We start from the raw sequence: 19,956 nt of genomic DNA, 5'->3' as shown, positions 1-19,956 counted from the left end.
TCTGTTCGCGACTGCGGGGCTCGCAACACCGGCTCACTCCTCGCGCTCACGGGAACACCCGGCGGGCGGTGCGTAGGACCAGGACGAAGAACGGGCCGCCGAGCAGGGCGGTCACCACGCCGATCGGGATCTCGGCGGGGGCGGCTGCGGTGCGGGCGACCACGTCGGTGAGCGCCAGGAACGCCGCGCCGAAGAGCATCGACAGCGGGAGGATCACCCGGTAGCTCGACCCGGCCAGCAACCGTACGGTGTGCGGCACGATGATCCCGACGAAACCGATCAGCCCGGACGCGGAGACGGCGGCGGCGGTGCCGAGCGAGGCGGCGGCGATCAGCAGGTAGCGGGAGCGCTGCGGGTGCAGGCCGAGGCTGGCCGCCTCGTCGTCGCCGACGGAGAGCACGTCGAGTTCGCGGCGGTGCAGCAGCACCACCACGGCGGTCAGCACGAAATAGGGCAGGATCAGCCGGACGTCGCCCCAGCCGGCGGTGCCCAGCCGGCCGAGCAGCCAGGAGTAGACCTGCTGGATGCTGTCGGAGTGCCGTTGCAGCAGGTACGTCTGCCCGGCGGCGAGGAACGCCGACACCGCCACCCCGGCCAGGATCAGGGTGGCCGGGGAGCGGTCCCGCCCACCCGCCGCCCCGAGCAGGTAGGTCAGGGCGACCGCCCCGAGCGAGCCGACGAACGCGGCGAGCGGGATGGTGACAGGCATCCCGGTCAGCGCCCCACCCGCCCCGGCACCCCCCAGCGTGATCACCGCGGTCACCGCGAGCCCCGCGCCGGCCGCCACCCCCAGCAGGTACGGGTCGGCCAGCGGGTTGCGGAACACGCCCTGGTAGCAGCCGCCGGCCAGGGCGAGCAGACCACCGACGAGCAGGCCGAGCACCACCCGGGGCAGCCGCAGCTCGGTGACGATGGCGATCTCGCGTTCGGTCAGCCCGCTGTCCAGGCGTACCCCGGGCAGCAGGTTGAGCAGTTCGGCGGCGACGCTGCCGGGCGGCAGGCCGACCGGGCCGAGGGACACCCCGGCGACCAGGGCCACCAGCACGGCGAGTACCCCGGCGGCGAGCCAGCGCTTGCGCAGCCCGGCCGGTCGGGGCGTACCGGCGGGAGCCTTCGGGGTGCGGGCCGACCCGGCGGCGGACCGTCGACCCGGGGCGGACGCCGGCCCGGTCGGCCCGGACCCGGTCGGCCCGGACCCGGCCGGGGATGCGCCGGCTACCGGACCGGGCTCGGGTACGCCGGGCGGCCGGGACGCGTCGGGCGTCCCGGCCGGCCCGGGGTCGGTGGAGCGCACGGTCACCGGTGGTGGACCGTCACGCCGGCACCTTGGCGGTGGCGTCGACGATCGAGCGGAGCAGGTCGACCACGCGCGGCCCCCAGCGCGAGGCGACGTCGTCGTCGAGGGCGACGACCTGGTTGTTCTTGACGGCGGTGACGCCGGCCCAGCCGCTGCGCGCCTTGACCGTGTCGGCGCTCTGCTGGCAGCACTTGACGTCGGCCAGGAAGACGAAGTCCGGGTTCGCCTTGACGATGACCTCCTGGGAGAGCTGCGGGTAACCGCCGTTCTTGCCGTCGGCGTCGGAGGCGTCGGCGATGTTCTCCAGGCCGGCCATCGCGTAGATCGAGCCGATGAAGGTCTTGCTGGTCGCGCTGTACAGCTCCGGCCCCAGCTCGTGGTAATAGGTCAGCTTGGTCGACCGCTGCGGCAGGTCCTTGGTGAGCTTGCCGATCTCGTCCTTCATCCGGGCGGTGACGTCGGCCGCCTCGGTCGGGTGGCCGGTGAGCGTGCCCAGGTCGGTGAGCTGCCGGTAGGTGTCGTCGAGGGTGGTCGCGGCCGGGGTGAGCAGCACCGGGACCTTGAGCGCGGTGAGCTGGGCGACGATCTTGTTGGTGTCGTTGGCGAGCACCACCAGGTCGGGGTTCTTGCCGGCGATCGCCTCGGCGTTGGGCTGGAAGCCGGACAGCTCGCTCTTGGGCGCGTCGGCAGGGAAGTTCGACTGGTCGTCGACGGCGGCCACCTGCTTGCCGGCGCCGATGGCGAAGAGCATCTCGGTCGCGGTGGGCGACAGCGAGACGATCTTCTCGGGCCGCTCGTCCAGGGTGAGGTTGCCGACCGTCGCCGGGAAGGCGGCGGTGCCGGAGCTGCCGCCGGTGGCGGGGGTGTCGGAGGTCTTCTCGGCGCACGCGCCGAGGGCGAGGGCGGCCACCGCGAGGGTCGCGGCGAACAGCCGGGGGGTACGTCGGGACATCTGGCCTCCTGTCGGTCGAGGAGCGTGGTGCTTCGCCGACAGGGCCGCTGGCGTACCCGTCCGCGAGGCGCCCTTCCTCGAGAGCGCGTGTCGCGACCGACCGCAGGCGACCTGGCTCGTCCCCACACGCGACGACGCCGGCCGCTCAGGCCGGGCGTCGGGGTGGCCCCGGCAGGGCCGGGAACCACGGTGGGGCATCTCAGTTGCGGGACAGCGCCGGTTTCGCACCGGCTTCGCTGCGGATCGATCGGGTGCCACGGTAGCGCACGACCAGCGAAGATCGTCTGGTCGGGAGGGGTGGGTGGGGTCCCGTCGGGGGCTTACGGGACCCCACCCGGAGTCACGTCAGAGGGTTCAGCAGTACGTGCTCTGCTTGTTGATCACCCGGTAGGGGCAGTCGGCGTACTCCGACAGGAGCAGCACCGCCTCCTTGTTCCGGGAGGTCTGCGCCGGGATCACTTCGTCGGGCGGGTAGAAGCCGCCGCCGGCACCGGACGATCCGGGATACATCTCGAAGGTGTACGCCCAGATCTTGTGTGTCGCCCACATCCAGTCGAGGCTGTCGCCGTCGGTGATGTAGAGGTCGCTTGACTGCTCGGGGGTGTACCCGTTGGTGGCCGCCATCTGCTGCCCGAGGGTGGCGAAGGTGTTGTACTGGTCGGCCGTCATCCCGCTGGGGGTGTTCGCGGTGGTGTAGCCGAACGGCCAGAGCACCAGCTGCGAGTAGGTGTGCCAGTCGATGTTGGCCTTGATCTGCTGCACCCCGCCGACGACCCGGCTGTTGACGAAGTCCCGCAGCGCCTTGGTCTCCGGCGCGGAGAAGGCCGACGGCCCCCGGTAGGTGGTCGACGACGGGGTGCCGGACGAGCCACCGCAGCAGCCCCAGTTGTAGCCCCAGTTCCGGTTCAGGTCGGTGCCGACCGCCGCGGCGCCGCTGTTGGGCTGCCGGTTCTTACGCCAGGAGCGGTAGGAGCCGGTGGCGATGTCGTACTCGCTGCCGTCCGGGTTGACCGTGGGGACGATCCAGATCTCCCGGGAGTTGACGATGCCGGTGATCCGGGAGTCGGTGCCGTAGCTGTCGGTGAAGAGGTTGAGCAGGTAGATCGCCATCTCGACGGTCAGGTGCTCGCGGGCGTGCTGCTGGGAGTTGAACAGGATCTCCGGTTCGGCCTCGTCGGTGCCGACGTTGTCGGAGATCTTGACCGCCATCAGGTCGCGGCCCTCGTACGACCTACCGATGCTGATCTTGCGGGCGATGGCCGGGTGGTCCGCGACCACCTGGTTGACCACGGCGGTCAGCTCGGCATAGTCGTGGTAGTTCGAGTCGGCCGGCGGGAAGGCGTAGGTGCCCGCCCCCTCGGCGGGGGCCGGCGTGGCCTCCTTCTCCAGCCGGAAGCCGAGCCGGGTGATCGCGGCGGCCTCGGACCGGGTGGCCGAGACGTACAGCACGCCGTGCTCGGCGGAGTCGATGGCCGCGCCGGTGCGGGCGACGGCGTTACGGTCGGCCAGGGTACGGGGGCCGAGCACCCGGTATTCGGCGGCGGCGGGCTCGGGTTCCGGGGCCGGGCGCGCGGAGACCGGCCCGGTGGCGACGGCGGTGAGGCCGAGGCCGGCGACGACGGCGAGCACCAGCCGACGCCGGAAGGGGGAGGTGCGGAAGGCCATGGACGTCCTCCTCGGGGTACGGGTATCCCGCTGTGCGCCCACTCCACCAGGAGTCACCTGGTCATATCAATATCTGTGACTATCTCTGACCATCCCGATCGGATCGTCATCCCGGCAAGGATTTTCCTTCTACCACGACCTGGCGAAATTTCCTGCCGCGCGGGACAGTGAACGGCAACGATTCCCCACCCTGCGGAGTTGCCATGTCCAGCAGAGCCCTGCGCGCGGTCGCCCTCGTCGGCGTCGCCACCCTCACCCTGCTCGCCAGCACCGCTCCCGTCCGCGCCGGTGGCCCGTCACCCGCCGCGGACCGCACGCCCGCCGGCGGACACGACGAGCAGATCACCTTCCAGGAGTGGTCCCGGCACCCCGACTGGCGGGCCGGCACCCACCGGGGCACGTACGCCGTACCCGGCCACCGCGGCGGCCTCACCATCGGCCGTCCCGCCGGCAGCACCGAGTTCACCGACCCGCACACCGGCACCACCCGCACCTGGGAGTACGCCACCTGGACCTCGCCGCGCACCCCGATCGGCTTCGACGCCACCGAACTCGTCGCCTCCTGGAACGCCGACACCCCCGCCGGCACCTGGCTCCAGGTCGAACTCCAGGGCACCTACACCACAGGCGACCACACCCCGTGGTACGTGATGGCCCGCTGGGCCGACGGTGACGAGGACATCGCCCGGGCCACCCTGGACGGTCAGGGCGACCCCTGGTCCAGCGTCTGGACCGACACCTTCGCCATCGACGACGCCGCCGCCGGAGTGCTGCTGCGGTCGTACCGACTGCGGCTCACCCTCTACCGCGCGCCCGGCCAGGCCGCCTCACCCCGGGTCCGGATGCTCGGCGCGATGAGTTCGCAGGTGCCGGACCGGTTCACCGTCACCCCCAGCCGGGGCGGCATCGCCTGGGGCACCGAGTTGCCGGTGCCGGCCCGCTCCCAGATGATCCACCGGGGCAGCTACCCGGAGTGGGGCGGCGGCGGGCAGGTCTGGTGCAGCCCGACGTCCACCACGATGGTGCTGGAGTACTACGGCAGGCTGCCGTCGGCCGCCGACCTGGCCTGGATCGACCCCGACCACCCCGACCCGCAGGTCGTCCACGCCGCCCGGATGACCTGGGACAACGAGTACGAAGGCGCGGGCAACTGGCCGTTCAACACCGCGTACGCGGCAAGCTTCCCCGGCATCGAGGCCCGGGTGACCCGGCTGCACTCGCTCGACGAGGTGGAACGGTTCGTCCGGGCCGGCATCCCCGTGATCACCTCGCAGTCCTTCCTCGACACCGAGCTGGACGGGTCGAACTACGGCACCTCCGGGCACCTGTTCGTGATCGTCGGCTTCACCGCCGACGGTGACGTGATCGTCAACGACCCGGCGTCGGCGTCCAACGCCGAGGTGCGCAACGTCTACCGGCGGGACCAGTTCGAGCAGATCTGGCTGCGGACCAAGCGCCACCGGGCCGACGGCTCGGTGGCCGGCGGTCCGGGCGGCATCGCCTACCTGATCAAGCCGACCGACCGCCCGTGGCCGGTCGTCCCGGGCTCCACCAACTGGTGATCCTGCGGGGCGGGGGTCAGGGGCGCGGGTCGCCCCCGGCGGGGTGGTCGTCGCCGGCCAGGGCGGAGCGCAGCCGTTCCTTCTCCGCGCGTCGCCGCTCGGCGGCGGCGGCCACCTCCTCGGCCATCTGGTCCCGCCAGCCCCGGAGCAGGAAGAACGACGCGGCGGCGGAGAAGATCAACGCCACCATCAGCTTCAGGAAGAGGTTCATCCCGACCGGCCACAGCGCCGCCACGACCACCAGGAACAGCCCGATCCGGGCCAACGTGTACTTGACCGCCGCGCTCATGCGCCAACCTCACTTCGCGACTGCGGGGCTCGCAAACCCGGCTCACTCCTCACGCTCATGGGCCCACCTCACTTCGCGACTGCGGGGCTCGCAAACCCGGCTCACTCCTCGCGCTCATGCTTCCCACCTCTTGCTTCTGCGCCGGGGCCCCGACGCCTGTGGTTCAGCCCGTGCGTCGGGCCAGCCAGTGCACGCCCTGGAACCAGAGCGCCGCGTACCCGATGGTGAACGCGAGCGCGGCCAGCCCGCCGGTGAACAGCGGTGCCAGCCCTGCGGCGAGGCCCGCCACCAGCAGCCCGGCGAGCACCGCGACCACCGCGGCGGACAACGCCGCGACCACCCGGGCCGCGCCGAAGTCCCAGGCCCGGAAGTCGTCCCAGAACAGCCAGGCCGGCAGGATCACCGCGAGCCAGCCATTGGTACGGCCGAAGTCGCCCGCGCCGGCCACCGCGAACGCCCAGTCGAAGAGCACAAGCGCCAGCAGGCCGATCAGCCAGCCGGCCACGCTCACCCCGAGCAGGTCACCCAGGGTCACAATGCGCCCCTCGGCGTCCCGGCGGGGAAAACCGCTGTGCTGCGGCGCGGTCGGCTGCTGTCCGGTCATGGTGTGCCGAGCATACGGTCGGGTCAGGCCCAGACCTGCTGGGGCTCGGCACGCCGCTGCGCCGGCGAAGGCGCCCGGTCGTACTCGCGCACCACGTTGTAGCGGGTGTCCCGCTCGACCGGCTGGAAACCGGCGTCCCAGATCAGGTGCAGCAGGTCGTCCCGGTGCATCGTGTTCGGGGTGCCGTACGAGTCGGCGTCGTGGGTGATCTTGTATTCGACGACCGAACCGTCCAGGTCGTCCACGCCGAAGTTGAGCGACAGCTGGGCCACCGACAGCCCGTGCATCACCCAGAAGTTCTTCACGTGCGGGACGTTGTCGAACAGCAGCCGGGAGACCGCGAACGTCTTCAACGACTCGGCCGGCGAGGCCATCGTGGTGCGCGCCTGGATCCGGTTACGGATCTTGCCGTCCGCCGAGTCGACGAAGTCGTGCTGGTAGCGCAGCGGGATGAAGACGGCGAAACCGCCGGTCTGGTCCTGCAGCTCGCGCAGCCGCAGCACGTGGTCGACCCGGTGCCGGGGCTCCTCGATGTGGCCGTAGAGCATCGTCGCCGGGGTCTTCATGCCCTTGGCGTGGGCCAGCGCGTGGATCCGCGACCAGTCCTCCCAGTGGCAGGCATGGTCGACGATGTGCTGGCGGACCTCCCAGTCGAAGATCTCCGCGCCGCCGCCGGTCAGCGACTCCAGGCCGGCGTCCATCAGCTCGTCGAGGATCTCGTCGGCCGACAGGCCGCTGATCTTCTCGAACCACTGCACCTCGGTCGCGGTGAAGCACTTGAGCTTGACGTTCGGCAGCGCCGCCTTCAGCTCCCGCAGCACCTTCGGGTAGTAGCGCCAGGGCAGCGTGGGGTGCAGGCCGTTGACGATGTGCAGCTCGGTGAGCTGCTCGTCCTCCATCTCCTTGGCCTTGCGGACCGCCTCGTCGATGCGCATCGTGTACGCGTCCTTCTCGCCCGGCTTGCGCTGGAAGGAGCAGTACGCACACGAGGCGGAACAGACGTTCGTCAGGTTGAGGTGCCGGTTGACGTTGAACATCACCCGTTCGCCGTTCAACTCCGTACGCCGGTGGTGGGCCAGCCGGCCCAGCCAGGTCAGGTCGTCGCTCTCATAGAGGGCGATCCCGTCCGAGCGGGTCAGTCGCTCCCCCGCGTACACCTTCGCTTCGAGCTCACGCTTGAGTCCGGCGTCCATCGAAAAGCCACGTCCCTTCCACCTGCGGTCCCGATCGAGCCTACGTCGGACCACCGACGGGTCGGCAGGACGGGCACCGGCAGCGACGTACTTCACCCGTACTCCCAGGCTTCTCCAAGCCGTCTGCGCATCGACATCGTTGTCCCGGTGCGGTAAGACAGGATGGGGCGCAACGCACGACCGGTGGCGTCCCGGTCGCCGCGCCCACCCCGCGCGGCGCCATCACGCGACATCAGGGAGCGGAATGGTCGACAGCGGGCACGGGCGACGGCAGCAACGACGCAGAAGCCCGCTGATCTCCCCGGTGCTACGTCCGGCGCTCTGGTCGGCCCTGCTCGGCGCGGTCGCCGCGATGGTCCTGACCACCCCGGCCTACGCCGAGCCGCCGCTGCCCAACACCGTCCCGGACACCGGTACCCGGCCGGTGGCGGCGGGCGGATTGCAGTTGCCCGGCGCGGCGGCCCCCGGCTACCCGACCCTCGGTCAGCCCGGCTATCCGACCCTGCCGGTCGGCGGGCTCCCGACCAGTCCGCTGCTGTCCCAGATCGACGCCCTGACCGCGCAGAACGGTCAGCTCGCCGACCAGCTCCTCCAGTTGCAGAAGCAGCGCGACGACGCGCGGCTCCAACTCACCGGCGTGCAGGGTGAGCTGACCCGGGCCCGGGGCGCGCTGACCGTGGCCGAGCAGCAGGCCAACGCCGTCGCCGCCAACGCCTTCAAGGCCGCCGCCGCCCTGCCGCCCGGCGAACTCGCCCGCGACCTGCGCGGGTTGAGCGTCCTGCAGCGGGTCTCCCGGGGTGAGCAGGCCGACGACGAGACCACCGCGGCGGCCGGTGAACTGTCCCGGGCCCGCACCGCCGAGCAGGTCGCGGCCCAGGCGGTCACCGCCGCCGAGGACCGGGTCCGGCGGGCCGAGGAGCAGTTCGCCGCGGTACAGAAGGCGCTGCGCGACAACGACGCCACGCTGATCAAGCTGCGGGCCAACAACCAGACCCAGCTCATCGCGCTGGAGAAGCAGCAGGAGGCCGCCGAGCAGAAGCTGGGCGCGGCGTACGTCGAGGGGCAGAGCAGCAGCGGCCTGAACGCCAGCCCGCAGGCGCTCGCCGCCGTGCGGTACGCGCTGGCGCAGCTCGGTGACCCCTATCTCTGGGCGGCCGAGGGCCCGGACCGGTTCGACTGCTCCGGCCTGATGTGGGCCGCCTACCGGTCCGCCGGGTACTACGACCTGCCCCGGGTCGCCCGCGACCAGTACTACGCCACCCGCGGCCGGACGGTCTCCCAGGGTGCCCTGCTCCCCGGCGACCTGCTCTTCTTCGCCTCGGGCAGCAGCTGGACGACCATCCACCACGTCGCGATGTACATCGGTGGCGGGCGGATGGTGCAGGCGCCGCGCAGCGGGGACGTGGTCAAGATCTCCCAGGTCCGCTGGTCCGGCCTCTACGCCTCCACCCGGGTCGTCGGCGCGGTGACCACCCCCGGCTCCCCGGTCACCCAGATCCCGACGCCGACCCCGAAGCCCACCACGCCCTCGCCGAAGCCGACCACCGCGTCCCCGAAGCCCACCACGCCGACGCCTCGGCCGACCGGCGGGTCGACCACGGTACCGACGAAGCCCCCGACCCCGACCCCGACCCCGACGTCCAGCTCCACGACGCCGACCCCGACGCCCACGCCGACCAAGAGCGCGGGCCCGACGCCGAGCGTCTCCGGTTCCGGCACCCCGACCCCGCAGACCAGCAGCGCCACCCCGACCACGGCCACCAGCACCGGCACCCCGGAGAGCAGCCGGTCGGCGTCCGCCTCGGCATCGGCGACCGCCTCGGCGAGCACCGGGAGCTGACCGACCGTCCCCGGCGCGTCGGCCCCGGTCGGTACTCCGGCTGTGCCGACGGGGCGAGATGTGGCACGGTGACACGAGGCACAGCCGGTCACCGGTCACGGGACGCGGGACGCGGGTGCGAGGGTGCGCGGAGGGTGATCATGGGTGAGCAAGAGGTTCCGGTGGAGCGGGTCGACCAGGGGCCCGTGCCCGACCCGGCCGCCGACGCCCCGGGCCGGCCCACCGGAGCTGCCGACCGGCCAGCCCGCGCCACGGCCAGCGTGAGCACCGTGACCGCACCGCCCGAGGGTGGTGAACCGTCCGCCGAGCCGGCCGTCGCGACCACCTACCGAGCCGGCGCCCCGGTGGCCTCCGCCGGCCCCGACGACGCACCCGCCGCCCCGGCCGTCGTTCCCGGACAGCGCGGCGGACCGGACGGCGGCACGGCACGAGCCAGCGTCTCCGTCCCCGGGCTCAGCCGGATCTCCGCCGCCGAGGCCGAAGGCGCGGCGGCAGGAGCGGGGACGCGAGCCGGCGATGCGGCCGGTGGGGTGTACCGGTCGACCCCGGTCGCTCCGGAGCCGCCGGAGCCGGCACTGCCCCCGGAGCCAGCACTGCCCCCGGAGCCGGTCCGGCCGCCCACCCCGCCGACCCCGGCACCGGAGCCCACCCCGGAACCGCCACCGCCGCCGAAACCCGCTCCCGGGCCGGCCCCGAGCCCGTCGCCGTTCACTCCCGAGCCGCCGGCGCCCGGTCCGTTTCCCGCGCCGGTTCCGCCGCTGCCCGGTCCCGTCCCGGTCCCACCCGGGCCGGTCCCACCCGTACCCGGGCCGCCGGTGCCGCCCCCGGGTCCGGCGGTGCCTCCGCCTCCGCCGTCGCCCGGCCCGATGCCGGCGCCTCCGTTCCCGCCGCCACCGGCCATGCCCGACCGGCCGAACCCGACGCCCACCTTCCGGGCCAGCGCCCCCGCCACCGCCACCCCGCCCGGCGGGGCCGTCCCCACGCCCGGCAGCACCATCCCCACTCCCGGCAGCACCGTCCCCACGCCCGGCGGGGCCGCCACCGCGCCCGGCAGCACCGCCACCGCGCCCGGCTCGGCGGGTCCGGCCCCGACGCCTGCGGCCTCGGTGGGGCCAGCCGGTGCGGGGGGTGCCGGTGCGGCCGTGCCCACGTTCCGGGCACCGGTCGTCCCCGACCCGTCAGCCGGGGACGCCACGTCGGTGCTACCGGTGGTGTCGGCTTCCGCACCGCCCGGCCGGTCCCCGGCCGCACCCGGTCCGCGCCGGACGGCCACCGGTACGTCCTATCGTGGCGGCCAGGACCTCGCAAGCGTCGGCTTCGGCGGCGGCACCGACGGGCCGGGGCACTCCACGATCGCCTTCCCGGCCGCCAATCCGGTGGAGAACTCCGGCTCGCTGACCGGGCACATCCTGGCCCAGGGCTGGTCCGACACGCCGACCTCGCGGACCAGGACCACCCGGGTGGTGATCGTGCTGGCCGCCTCGCTGGGGTTGCTGGTGGCGATCAGCGTGCTGGTCGTCCTGCTCGCCGGCGACGTGATGGACGGGCTGGTCGGCGGCATGCTGTCCAAGTGAGATCGGGCCGAGGCTGCGCTCGACGGATGTCCTGCTGGGCGGGCCTGCCGGGCGGGTGAGGACGACCGAGCCGAGGTGAGTCCGCCCACTACCGCCTCGGGATGCACTGGCGGCACCGCCGGATCGCCGTACACTTGTCGGGATCACTGACCTGGCGCGCGTGGCGTGCCCCTGGGCGATCTTGCGGGCGATTCGGCGGCGTACCTCATGCTGCGGCGGGCCATCGCGAAGATGCGCCCCGCTCGAAAGGCATTTCTTGACCACCTCTGTTGACCCCGGCACCATTCCGTCCGCCCACGACCTCCCGACCGGTGACGTCACCGGCACCGAACCGGCCCCGACCGCCCCCGTCGTCGGCTTCGCCGACCTGGGGCTGCCCCGGCAGTTGGTCGACACCCTCGCCCGGCAGGGCATCACCGCCCCGTTCGAGATCCAGCGGGCCACCCTGCCCGACGCCATCGCCGGCCGGGACGTGCTCGGTCGGGGCCAGACCGGCTCCGGCAAGACCCTGGCCTTCGGCCTGGCGGTCATCGCCCGGCTGGCCGAGCGCAACCGGGCCCGGCCGCTGCACCCGCGCGCCCTGGTCCTGGTGCCCACCCGCGAGCTGGCGATGCAGGTCAACGACGCGCTGCTGCCGCTGGGCAAAGCCGTCGGGATCTTCCTCAAGACCGCCGTCGGCGGCGTGCCGTACGACCGGCAGATCGACGCGCTGCGTCGGGGTGTCGAGATCGTCGTAGCCACCCCGGGCCGACTCGGTGACCTGATCAACCGGGGCGTCTGCGTCCTGGACGACGTCGAGGTGACCGTCCTCGACGAGGCCGACCAGATGGCCGACATGGGCTTCCTCCCCGAGGTCACCGAACTGCTCGCCAAGACCCCGGCGAACGCCCAGCGGCTGCTCTTCTCGGCCACCCTGGACGGCGACGTCGACACCCTGGTCAGGCGGTTCATGACCGACCCGGTGACGCACTCCACCGCCCCGTCGACCGCCTCGGTGTCCACCATGGACCACCACCTGCTGCTGATCCCGCCACACGACAAGTTCGCCGTGGCGGCGTCGATCGCGGCCCGCCCCGGCCGGACCATGCTCTTCGCCCGTACCCAGCTCGGCGTGGACCGGCTGGTGGAACAGCTCGGCGCGGTGGGTGTGCGGGCCGGTGGGCTGCACGGCGGCAAGACCCAGCGGATGCGCACCAAGACCCTCGCCGAGTTCAAGGAGGGACGGATGAACGTGCTGGTCGCCACCGACGTGGCGGCCCGGGGCATCCACGTCGACGGGGTCTCCCTGGTGCTGCACATCGACCCGCCGAAGGACCCGAAGGACTACCTGCACCGGGCGGGCCGTACCGCTCGGGCCGGCGAGTCCGGCGCGGTGGCCACACTGGTGCTGCCCAAGCAGCGGCGGACCACGCTGGCGATGATGGAGAAGGCCGGCGTGGCGCCGGCCGAGACGCGGGTCCGGGTCGGCGACGCGGTGCTTACCGAACTGACCGGTGCCCGCGAGCCCAGCGGCGTCCCGGTCCCGGTACGCGAGGAGCCCGACGCGCGCCGGCACGGCGACCGGCCGCGCCGCTTCGGCGACCGGGACTCCAGGGGCTACGGCGGCAACCGGGACAGCCGGGGTTACGGCGGCAACCGGGACTCCCGGGGCTACGGCGGGGACCGGAGCTACGGTGGCGACCGACCGACCGGGGATCGCCAACCCACCGGCGAGCGCGGTTACCGCGACCGTCCCACCGGCGAGCGCGGCTACAGCGCCCGCCCCGGCGGCGAGCGGGGTTACGGCGACCGTCCCGCCGGCGACCGCGGTTACAGCGCCCGCCCCGGCGGCGAGCGCAGCTACGGTGACCGGGCCAGCGAGCGGGGTTACGGCGAACGACCCGGCGGCGAGCGGGGTTACGGCGACCGCACCCGGACCGAGCGGGGTTACGGCGACCGCACCGATCGGCGCTTCGGAGACCGGGGCGAGCAGCGGTTCGGCGGCCGGAGCGACCAGCCTTCCGGGGAGCGCCGGTTCGGCAGCGGTGACCCCCGTGGCGGCGACCGGCAGGGCGGGTTCCGCACCGAGGGGCGGGTTCGCGACGACCGACCGCGCGACGACCGGCAGGGTTTCGGCGGCCGGCCGCCGGCGCGTACCCACTGATCCGACGAATCGTCGACGCCGCCCCGGAGCCCACGCTCCGGGGCGGCGTTTCCGCATGGCGCTGCCGGCGGCAACCGGCTGGCGTAACGTCCGAACCATGCCGAGGTCACTCTTCTGGAGCCGGACGGACACCGCCGGGGCCGAGCACGCCGTCCTCGACGACGGGTCCGGTGTCGCCGCGCACGGCACCCAACTGGCGGTCGACCCGATCCCCTACACCTGCCGTTACCGGTTGGTGACCGACGCGGACGGAGTCACCACGTCGCTCGCCGTGGAGGTCGAGGGGGCCGGCTGGTCACGGACCGTACGGCTGGAACGCGGGGCGGACGGTTGGCGGGCGACGACCGGCGAGCAGGGCGACCTGGACGCGGTGCTCCGAGCGGCCGGTCGTCCACCGGCAGGGCTGCCCGGCATCGAGGACACCGACCGGCTGCACGACGCCCTCGACGTCGACCTGGGCGGCTCGGTGCTGTTCAACAGCCTGCCGATCCGCCGGTTGGGGTTGGCCGGAGCCACGTCCAGCGTCGAGCACCGGATCACCGTGGCGTGGGTGCTGGTGCCGAGCCTGGAGGTGGTGGCCGGCGAGCAGGTCTACACCGCGCTGGGGTCGGGGCGGGTCGGCTTCGCCAGCGACACCTTCCGGGCCGAACTGACAGTGGACGACGACGGCTTCGTGATCCGCTATCCGGGCCTCGCGGAGCGGTCGCCCGCCTGAGTCCGACCGTCCGTCGCCCCGAACAGGGGTGACGCCGCCGCCCGTCGTACGCGCCGCCCGCAATGTCGAACGGACGCCTGCCGGTGGTCGCCCGAACAGTTGGGCCGACAGTTCCGAAGAGCCGTTTTCCGGCCCCGGAAAGCTATGTGGAAGTAGCACCTTCGCCAATCCTGTCCCAATACCGACAGGTCTCGCTCACGGGACTCTCACTCCACTACCATTTGCGTCGCATCCAGTGTCGCCAGCCGTATTCCGGCGCGGAATAGCGTCGGCGTCGGCACGGCGGCACATAAACCGACAGGTCGTGAAGAGAGGTACCGACGTGGCCGACCATGGCGGCACCACCCAGCTCCGTATCAACCGCGCCACACTGTGGGTCGGTAGCGACATCTACCAGCTCCGCAATATCGCCCGCGTGCAGTCACTGGTCTCCACACCCGACCGGGCGGGGGTCACCCGGGCCATCACCAGAACCGTCTTCTGGCTGTTCGGCCTGACGGTAGCGCTCTGTTGCGGCGCCCAGGCCGACGCGCCGAGCGGGGTCGCCGTCGTCGCCGCGCTGGTCTTCCTGGCCCTCGCCGCGCACAGTGGCTGGACGGCGTTCCGCATCGCCACCCGGGCCACCCAGTACGCCCTCGTGCTGGAGACCACTGGTGCGCCGAGCGCCGCCCTCGTGAGCACCGACGGCGTGATGATCGACGGGCTGGTGGGTCTCATCGCCGAGGCCATCGAGAATCCGCCGATTCGGGAGATCATCCAGAACATCGACAATCGGAAACTGGTCTTCGGCGACGAGATCAACATGAAGAGCAACGGCATCCAGATCGGAAAGGTGGTGCGCGGTGGGTGACCATTACGGCGACCAGATCAACATGCACGGCGGATATCTCCAGATCGGCAAGATCGTCGGTCGGGATGCCGCCGACGAGCTGAGTTCGCTCATCTCCCTGCTACAGCAGAAGGGAGCTGCCGACGCTCAGGGAAACGTCGTCGACCCCGTGGTGGCCGCCGAGACCGTCAGGCAGGAGAAGAGCCGCCTCACCGGTCTGCACGAGGCGGTACGCAAGGGACTCGGCCCTGCGATGAAGACCCTGGCCACGGGTACGGCCGTGGAATTCATCGTGCAGTCGCTGACCTGACGGCACCGGTCAGGCCGGCCAGCTGCCGGTGGTGAGGAAACGTTCGATGGTGGCCAGGTGCGGGGCGAGGTCGAGGCCCTGCCCGGCCACCCAGGCATCGTCGTAGTAGGTGTCGGCGTAACGCTCTCCGGCGTCGCAGATCAGGGTGACCACCGAGCCGGTCCGGCCCTGCGCGAGCAGCTCCCCGATCAGCCCGAACGCACCCCACAGGTTGGTGCCGGTAGAGCCGCCGACCCGCCGGCCGAGCACCGCCGAGCCGGCCCGCATGGCGGCCAGCGAGGCGGCGTCGGGCACCTGGGTCATCCGGTCCACCACCGAGGGGAGGAAGGACGCCTCGACGGTGGGCCGGCCGATCCCCTCGATCCTGGACCCCCGGCCGGTGCACGCCGACCAGTCGGCGGCCTGCCAGGCCGGGTAGAACGCGGAGTTCTCCGGGTCCACCACGCAGAGCTTGGTGGGCAGCCGCTGGAAGCGGGCGTACCGGCCGATGGTGGCGCTGGTGCCGCCGGTGCCCGCGCCCACCACGATCCAGGCCGGCACCGGGTGCCGCTCCAGGGCGAGCTGTGCGTAGATCGACTCGGCGATGTTGTTGTTGCCCCGCCAGTCGGTGGCCCGCTCGGCATAGGTGAACTGGTCCATGAAGTGCCCACCGCTGTCCTCGGCGAGCCAGCGCGCCTCGATCACCACCTTGGCCGGATCCTCGACCAGGTGGCAGCGCCCGCCGTGGAACTCGATCTGGGCGATCTTCTCGGGGGAGGTGGAGGCGGGCATCACCGCGACGAACGGCAGCCCGAGCATCCGGGCGAAGTACGCCTCGGAGACCGCCGTCGAGCCGGAGGACGCCTCGATCACCGTGGTCGCCGGTCCGATCCAGCCGTTGCAGAGCCCGTAGAGGAAGAGCGAACGGGCCAGCCGGTGCTTGAGCGACCCGGTGGGGTGCACCGACTCGTCCTTGAGATAGAGGTCGATCCCCCACTGCCGGGGCAGTGGGAACGGCAGCAGGTGGGTGTCGGCGGACCGGTTGGCGTCGGCCTCCACCGAGGCGATGGCCTCGGTCACCCACACCCGGCTGGCCTCGTCGCACCGGTCCAGATGAGTCACGTCGGCAACGTTACAAGCGAGGTCAGCTCGGGTTCGGGCCGACCCGGCGGCGCTGCCGGCGCTGCCCGGCCCGGCCGACCGCCCGGACCACCGGGACCAGCGCCAGCGCCAACCGGGGAAAGGTGTCCAGCAGACGTACCTGGGCGCCCCGCCAGCGCGGCAGGCTGACCACCGGGCGGGGGCGCCGGGCCAGCCGGGCGACCCGCGCCGCGACCCGTTCCGGGCGCAGCAGGGTGCCGGTGAAAGAGGCCGCCGCGTCCGGGTCGTCCAGCCGGTCGTGCAGCATCGGCGTCCAGATGCCGTCCGGGCAGAGACAGGAGATGTGTACGTCGCGCAGCCCGGCCGTCCGCAGGTCGGCGAGGGTGCCGATGCTGAACGCGAGCAGCGCGTGCTTGCTGGCCGCGTAGACGGTCTCGCCGGGGGCGGCGACCAGCCCGGCCAGGGAGACGACGTTGAGCACGTGCCCGTGCCCCTGGGCGCGCATCACGTCGAGGGCGGCGAGGGTGCCAGTCATCGCGCCGAGCGTGTTCACCTCCAGCACCCGCCGTCGGGTGGCCGGATCCTGCGTCCAGGACGGCCCGGTGACCAGGATGCCGGCGTTGTTCACCCAGAGTCCGAGCCCGCCCCGACCGGCCGCTTCGGCGGCCACCTCGGCGCAGGCCGCCCCGTCGCGGACGTCGAGCGCCCGGGACCATCCGCCGAGCGGTCCGGCGGCGAGCGCGACCGCGTCGGCATCCAGGTCGGTCAGGAGTACGGTCCAGCCGTCGGCGTGCAACGCGGCGGCGACGGCCCGGCCGAGCCCGCCCGCCGCCCCGGTCACCACGGCGGTGGTGGGCGCAGGCGTCGTCATCGGCGCAAGGTATCGCCGTCGTCCCTTCCGCACCAGCCCCGGCCCGCCCGACGGCGTCGGGGCCCGTCCATGGGGCGGCACGGCGGCCGGTCGGTCCGCGGTGCGGCACGGCGGCCGGTCAGGAGGTCGGCGGCTCGATCGGCTGGGGCCGGTTCTCCCACTTGGTCGACAGCGCGATGCCGGTGCGGGTGGAGGCCACCCCGGGGGTACGGCTCAGCCGGACGATCAGCTGCTCCAGCTCGGCGATGGTGCCCACCCGCGCCTTGAGCAGGAAGGACTCGACGCCGGCCATGAAGTAGCAGGATTCGATCTCGGGCATCTGCCGGAACGTCTCCAGCACGTCGTCGGTGTCCCCGCCGGAGTCCTCGACGATGCCGATCAGCGCGGTCACCCCGAGCCCGATCGCCTCTGGCTCGACCTCGGCGCGGTATGCCCGGATGACGCCGCTGGACTCCAGCTTGCCGACCCGTTCGTGCACGGCCGGCGCGGAGAGACCGACCTGCCGGGCCAGCTCGGCGTACGACAGGCGGGCGTTACCGCGCAGCAGTTCGACGAGGCTCCGGTCGATCGTGTCCACGGAGGGTGAGCCTATCCGTTGGGGCGTAACGTCCCGCGCCGGGCATCCGTTGAACATGACAGCAGGTGACAGTTCGCAGACCGACGGTCAAGGGAGTGCCGCGCCGGTACCATTTACTAACTTCTCACTCCGTGCGTTTTTCGCGTTTGGCGGACAGGCCAGGTCGCTGGTGCTGTAATTGCCATACGTCCCTCATGACGGCTCTGGGCTCGCACCGGCCGGGGGCAGTGTGTTCAGCCGAGGGCTTCGTCGACGCGAGGAGGGGGCTGTGGACACTGGAGATCGCCTGCTGACACCGGGTGAGGTCGCCGCACTGTTTCGGGTGGACCCGAAGACTGTGACGCGGTGGGCGGCGGCCGGCCGGATAGGCAGCATCCGGACTCCAGGCGGGCATCGCCGGTTTCGGGAATCCGAGGTGCGGGCCCTGCTGGAAGGGGAGGGCATGTTGGACGAGGCGGATGACATGGGCAAACCGCGCAATGCGGGCCCTACCGCCTCGACCGGGCCGGGTCCGGCCAATGCCGGGATGTACTGAATGGTGCGATACGGGCGCGCGGGCCGGCCGAAAGGTCCGGCCCGCCTCCGACTGGGCGGTTGACGGGTTCCGGCGGGGATCGTCCGGCCCCGCCACCGGGCGGCCACCCGCGTCAGGTGCCGGTAGGCGGCTTGTTGTGTGCGGCACCCAGATCGACGACGGGTCAGCGGTCGGCGGCCAACTGGCCCGACCAGCGGCGGAACAGCGTGTGCGGCACGCCCAGGGCGTCCAGCACCTTGCCGGCGACGAAGTCGACAAGTTGCGCTGCGGTGGCGGACGCACCCGCGCCGTAGAAGCCGGGGCTGGCCGGCAGCACCACCGCGCCGGCGTCGTGCAGCGCGATCAGGTGTTCCAGGTGGCTACGGGTCACCGGGGTCTCCCGGGGCACCAGCACCACCGGGCGTCGTTCCTTGAGGTTGACCTCGGCGGCGCGTTGCAGCAGGTCCTTCGACAGGCCGATGGCGATGCCGGCGCAGGCCGCAGTGCTGGCCGGCACCACCGCCATTCCTCGTACCCGGTAGGAGCCGCTGCTCGGACCGGCGGCGATGTCCCCGGCGGGCCAGTGCCGTACGTCGTCGTCGGTGAGATCCCGGCCCAGCCAACCGGCGAGGTCCTCGGCCCAGTGGCCGTCCCGGAACGGCCGACCGGTCTCGTCGAGGACGGTCAGCCGGGCGGCCCGGGACACGATCAGGTCCACCGGCTGCCCGGCGTCGAGCAACCCCCGGACGACGGCCGCCGCGTACGGGGTGCCGGACGCCCCGGAGACCCCGACCACCCATGGTTCACGCATACAACCAGCCTGCCTGGTCTGCCCCGACTGTCGACGCCCACCCCCGGGAATCCCCGCCCCCGCCCGGCTGCACCGACCGGACCCGGGCGACGCGTCCGTGGGCGACCTGGGATGCTGCGGTCTACTGATCCACACCGTACGGGGGGAGGCATCGGTATGGTCGGCGAGGTCCTCTGGGCGTTACGGTCGACGTGCCCGATCCCACCCCGGCTCTCGCCGTACGCCGACGGGGTGCAGGAGTGGTTGCTGGACCGGCTGCCCCGGTGGGGGTTCCCGTTGGACGCCGAGGCACTGGGCCGGCTCGACCGGGCCGGCTTCGCCAGGTATGCCGGCCGCCTCTACCCGGACGCCGACGAGCCGGACCTGCGTACCGTGACCGCCCTGTTCACCTGGTTCTTCCTGGTGGACGACGCCTGTGACGGGCCGGACCGGCTCCCCCCGGAGCAGATCCGGGCCTTGCGGACGGGGACGCTGACCCTGCTGCACGACGGCCCTCGACGACGGCACCCGGGGTTCGGCGGGCCGCTGCGACGGCTACTGGTGGAGGCGTGGCGGGCGCCCCGACGCCGGATGCCGGCACGCTGGCGGCTACGGTTCACCGACGCGGTCGCCGACCACCTGGACGGCACCTGGCGGGAGGCGGTGGCGAAGGAGAACGGACGGGCACCCGGGGTGACCGAGTACGTCGAACTGCGCCGGGCCACCTCGGCGGCGTACGTGTCGTACCCGCTTATCGAGTTCGTCGGGGGGCGGACGCTGCCCGAGGCGGTCTACCACCATCCGCTGCTGCGTCAGATCGGCGCACTCGGCAACGACCTGCTCTCCTGGTACAACGACCTCGCCTCGGTGGAGCGGGACCGGGCCACCGCCGGCGGGCACAACCTGGTGCTGGCGCTGGCCGCCGAACGGAACGTGCCGGTGGCGCAGGCGGTGGAGCTGGTCGCCGAGCGGTGGCAGGACACCATGGCCGCCTTCGAGAGGCGACGCGCGACGGTCCCGTCGTTCGGCCCCGCCCTGGACGATGCCGTCGCCGCCCACCTCGCCGGCATCGCGAACGCCGTCCGCGGCACCATCGACTGGACCCTCGAAAGCGCCCGCTACCCCACCCACCCCTGACGCCCTCCCCAACC

18 protein-coding genes and 1 pseudogene are annotated in these 19,956 nt (G+C 72.6%); 9 read left to right on the top strand and 10 right to left on the bottom strand.

Annotated elements, in window-relative coordinates; translation table 11 throughout:
- Positions 1–46: 46 nt before the first annotated feature.
- The 3 genes and pseudogenes from AC0AIB_RS10060 to AC0AIB_RS10050 all read right to left on the bottom strand — a co-directional run.
- A complete protein-coding gene (locus AC0AIB_RS10060; RefSeq protein WP_328348957.1) occupies positions 47–1,081 on the bottom strand; it encodes a FecCD family ABC transporter permease in 1,035 nt (344 codons plus the stop codon).
- A 232-nt stretch (positions 1,082–1,313) separates the two neighbouring features.
- Positions 1,314–2,249: an ABC transporter substrate-binding protein gene (locus AC0AIB_RS10055; RefSeq protein WP_465096477.1), complete on the bottom strand. Its 936-nt coding sequence runs from the start codon at positions 2,247–2,249 to the stop codon at positions 1,314–1,316.
- A 357-nt stretch (positions 2,250–2,606) separates the two neighbouring features.
- Positions 2,607–3,914 (bottom strand): annotated as a pseudogene (locus AC0AIB_RS10050) (M14 family metallopeptidase); the annotation flags it as partial.
- 203 nt (positions 3,915–4,117) lie between these two features.
- Between AC0AIB_RS10050 and AC0AIB_RS10045 the strand changes: the two are divergent.
- Positions 4,118–5,476 (top strand): C39 family peptidase, encoded by a 1,359-nt coding sequence (locus AC0AIB_RS10045; RefSeq protein WP_328340921.1) that lies wholly within the window; start codon positions 4,118–4,120, stop codon positions 5,474–5,476.
- A gap of 16 nt (positions 5,477–5,492) precedes the next feature.
- On the opposite strand, the gene AC0AIB_RS10040 is transcribed toward AC0AIB_RS10045, so the two are convergent.
- The 3 genes from AC0AIB_RS10040 to mqnE all read right to left on the bottom strand — a co-directional run bounded on the left by AC0AIB_RS10040 (position 5,493) and on the right by mqnE (position 7,562).
- Positions 5,493–5,765 carry a DUF4229 domain-containing protein gene (locus tag AC0AIB_RS10040; protein ID WP_328340923.1) on the bottom strand — a complete coding sequence of 91 codons (273 nt, stop codon included), beginning with the start codon at positions 5,763–5,765 and terminating at the stop codon, positions 5,493–5,495.
- Between the two features lie 163 nt (positions 5,766–5,928).
- The gene (locus AC0AIB_RS10035) at positions 5,929–6,369 is read right to left on the bottom strand and encodes a hypothetical protein (protein WP_465096476.1); all 441 of its coding nucleotides are present in this window, start codon (positions 6,367–6,369) and stop codon (positions 5,929–5,931) included.
- Between the two features lie 23 nt (positions 6,370–6,392).
- Positions 6,393–7,562, bottom strand: a complete 1,170-nt coding sequence (gene mqnE, locus AC0AIB_RS10030; RefSeq protein WP_328340927.1) for an aminofutalosine synthase MqnE — start codon at positions 7,560–7,562, stop codon at positions 6,393–6,395.
- Between the two features lie 244 nt (positions 7,563–7,806).
- Here mqnE and AC0AIB_RS10025 point away from each other — a divergent pair, with 244 nt between their 5' ends.
- From AC0AIB_RS10025 to AC0AIB_RS10000, 6 genes are all read left to right on the top strand, one after another.
- Complete coding sequence (locus tag AC0AIB_RS10025) at positions 7,807–9,402, top strand: C40 family peptidase (protein ID WP_465096475.1); 1,596 nt, start codon at positions 7,807–7,809, stop codon at positions 9,400–9,402.
- A gap of 140 nt (positions 9,403–9,542) precedes the next feature.
- Entirely contained in the window at positions 9,543–10,976 is a 1,434-nt protein-coding gene (locus AC0AIB_RS10020) for a hypothetical protein (protein WP_465096474.1), read from the top strand.
- Between the two features lie 256 nt (positions 10,977–11,232).
- Positions 11,233–13,119 (top strand): DEAD/DEAH box helicase, encoded by a 1,887-nt coding sequence (locus AC0AIB_RS10015; RefSeq protein WP_465096473.1) that lies wholly within the window; start codon positions 11,233–11,235, stop codon positions 13,117–13,119.
- 97 nt (positions 13,120–13,216) lie between these two features.
- Positions 13,217–13,834 carry a putative glycolipid-binding domain-containing protein gene (locus AC0AIB_RS10010; RefSeq protein WP_465096472.1) on the top strand — a complete coding sequence of 206 codons (618 nt, stop codon included), beginning with the start codon at positions 13,217–13,219 and terminating at the stop codon, positions 13,832–13,834.
- Between the two features lie 304 nt (positions 13,835–14,138).
- The gene (locus AC0AIB_RS10005; protein WP_328340934.1) at positions 14,139–14,684 is read left to right on the top strand and encodes a DUF6232 family protein; all 546 of its coding nucleotides are present in this window, start codon (positions 14,139–14,141) and stop codon (positions 14,682–14,684) included.
- Complete coding sequence (locus tag AC0AIB_RS10000) at positions 14,677–14,973, top strand: hypothetical protein (protein WP_328340936.1); 297 nt, start codon at positions 14,677–14,679, stop codon at positions 14,971–14,973. The genes AC0AIB_RS10005 and AC0AIB_RS10000 overlap by 8 nt, the downstream gene beginning before the upstream one ends.
- A gap of 9 nt (positions 14,974–14,982) precedes the next feature.
- Here the strand turns inward: AC0AIB_RS10000 and cds1 are convergent, their stop codons facing one another.
- The 3 genes from cds1 to AC0AIB_RS09985 form a co-directional block, all read right to left on the bottom strand.
- Positions 14,983–16,074, bottom strand: coding sequence for an L-cysteine desulfhydrase Cds1 (gene cds1 / locus AC0AIB_RS09995; protein WP_328340938.1), 1,092 nt, complete (start codon positions 16,072–16,074; stop codon positions 14,983–14,985).
- A gap of 22 nt (positions 16,075–16,096) precedes the next feature.
- Positions 16,097–16,924: an SDR family NAD(P)-dependent oxidoreductase gene (locus AC0AIB_RS09990; protein WP_465096471.1), complete on the bottom strand. Its 828-nt coding sequence runs from the start codon at positions 16,922–16,924 to the stop codon at positions 16,097–16,099.
- Between the two features lie 118 nt (positions 16,925–17,042).
- Positions 17,043–17,501: an Lrp/AsnC family transcriptional regulator gene (locus AC0AIB_RS09985; RefSeq protein ID WP_328340942.1), complete on the bottom strand. Its 459-nt coding sequence runs from the start codon at positions 17,499–17,501 to the stop codon at positions 17,043–17,045.
- Between the two features lie 268 nt (positions 17,502–17,769).
- Here AC0AIB_RS09985 and AC0AIB_RS09980 point away from each other — a divergent pair, with 268 nt between their 5' ends.
- Positions 17,770–18,036 (top strand): BldC family transcriptional regulator, encoded by a 267-nt coding sequence (locus AC0AIB_RS09980; RefSeq protein WP_328340944.1) that lies wholly within the window; start codon positions 17,770–17,772, stop codon positions 18,034–18,036.
- A gap of 163 nt (positions 18,037–18,199) precedes the next feature.
- Here AC0AIB_RS09980 and AC0AIB_RS09975 read toward each other — a convergent pair whose 3' ends face one another.
- A complete protein-coding gene (locus AC0AIB_RS09975; RefSeq protein ID WP_328340946.1) occupies positions 18,200–18,826 on the bottom strand; it encodes a UbiX family flavin prenyltransferase in 627 nt (208 codons plus the stop codon).
- 156 nt (positions 18,827–18,982) lie between these two features.
- On the opposite strand from AC0AIB_RS09975, the gene AC0AIB_RS09970 reads away from it, so the two are divergent.
- Entirely contained in the window at positions 18,983–19,942 is a 960-nt protein-coding gene (locus AC0AIB_RS09970; RefSeq protein ID WP_465096470.1) for a terpene synthase family protein, read from the top strand.
- Positions 19,943–19,956: the final 14 nt, after the last annotated feature.

Source organism: Micromonospora sp. DSM 43699, assembly GCF_055517075.1.
The sequence above is the reverse complement of the archived record's forward strand: the minus strand, read 5'-3'. Positions and strand labels throughout refer to the sequence as shown.

What these genes read in the sequence shown, in the direction of transcription:
- AC0AIB_RS10055 (WP_465096477.1), bottom strand. Translation starts at nt 2,249, where the DNA reads ATGTCCCGACGTACCCCCCGGCTGTTCGCCGCGACCCTCGCGGTGGCC.
- AC0AIB_RS10045 (WP_328340921.1), top strand. Translation starts at nt 4,118, where the DNA reads ATGTCCAGCAGAGCCCTGCGCGCGGTCGCCCTCGTCGGCGTCGCCACC.
- AC0AIB_RS10040 (WP_328340923.1), bottom strand. Translation starts at nt 5,765, where the DNA reads ATGAGCGCGGCGGTCAAGTACACGTTGGCCCGGATCGGGCTGTTCCTG.
- AC0AIB_RS10035 (WP_465096476.1), bottom strand. Translation starts at nt 6,369, where the DNA reads ATGACCGGACAGCAGCCGACCGCGCCGCAGCACAGCGGTTTTCCCCGC.
- mqnE (WP_328340927.1), bottom strand. Translation starts at nt 7,562, where the DNA reads ATGGACGCCGGACTCAAGCGTGAGCTCGAAGCGAAGGTGTACGCGGGG.
- AC0AIB_RS10025 (WP_465096475.1), top strand. Translation starts at nt 7,807, where the DNA reads ATGGTCGACAGCGGGCACGGGCGACGGCAGCAACGACGCAGAAGCCCG.
- AC0AIB_RS10020 (WP_465096474.1), top strand. Translation starts at nt 9,543, where the DNA reads ATGGGTGAGCAAGAGGTTCCGGTGGAGCGGGTCGACCAGGGGCCCGTG.
- AC0AIB_RS10010 (WP_465096472.1), top strand. Translation starts at nt 13,217, where the DNA reads ATGCCGAGGTCACTCTTCTGGAGCCGGACGGACACCGCCGGGGCCGAG.
- AC0AIB_RS09990 (WP_465096471.1), bottom strand. Translation starts at nt 16,924, where the DNA reads ATGACGACGCCTGCGCCCACCACCGCCGTGGTGACCGGGGCGGCGGGC.
- AC0AIB_RS09975 (WP_328340946.1), bottom strand. Translation starts at nt 18,826, where the DNA reads ATGCGTGAACCATGGGTGGTCGGGGTCTCCGGGGCGTCCGGCACCCCG.
- AC0AIB_RS09970 (WP_465096470.1), top strand. Translation starts at nt 18,983, where the DNA reads ATGGTCGGCGAGGTCCTCTGGGCGTTACGGTCGACGTGCCCGATCCCA.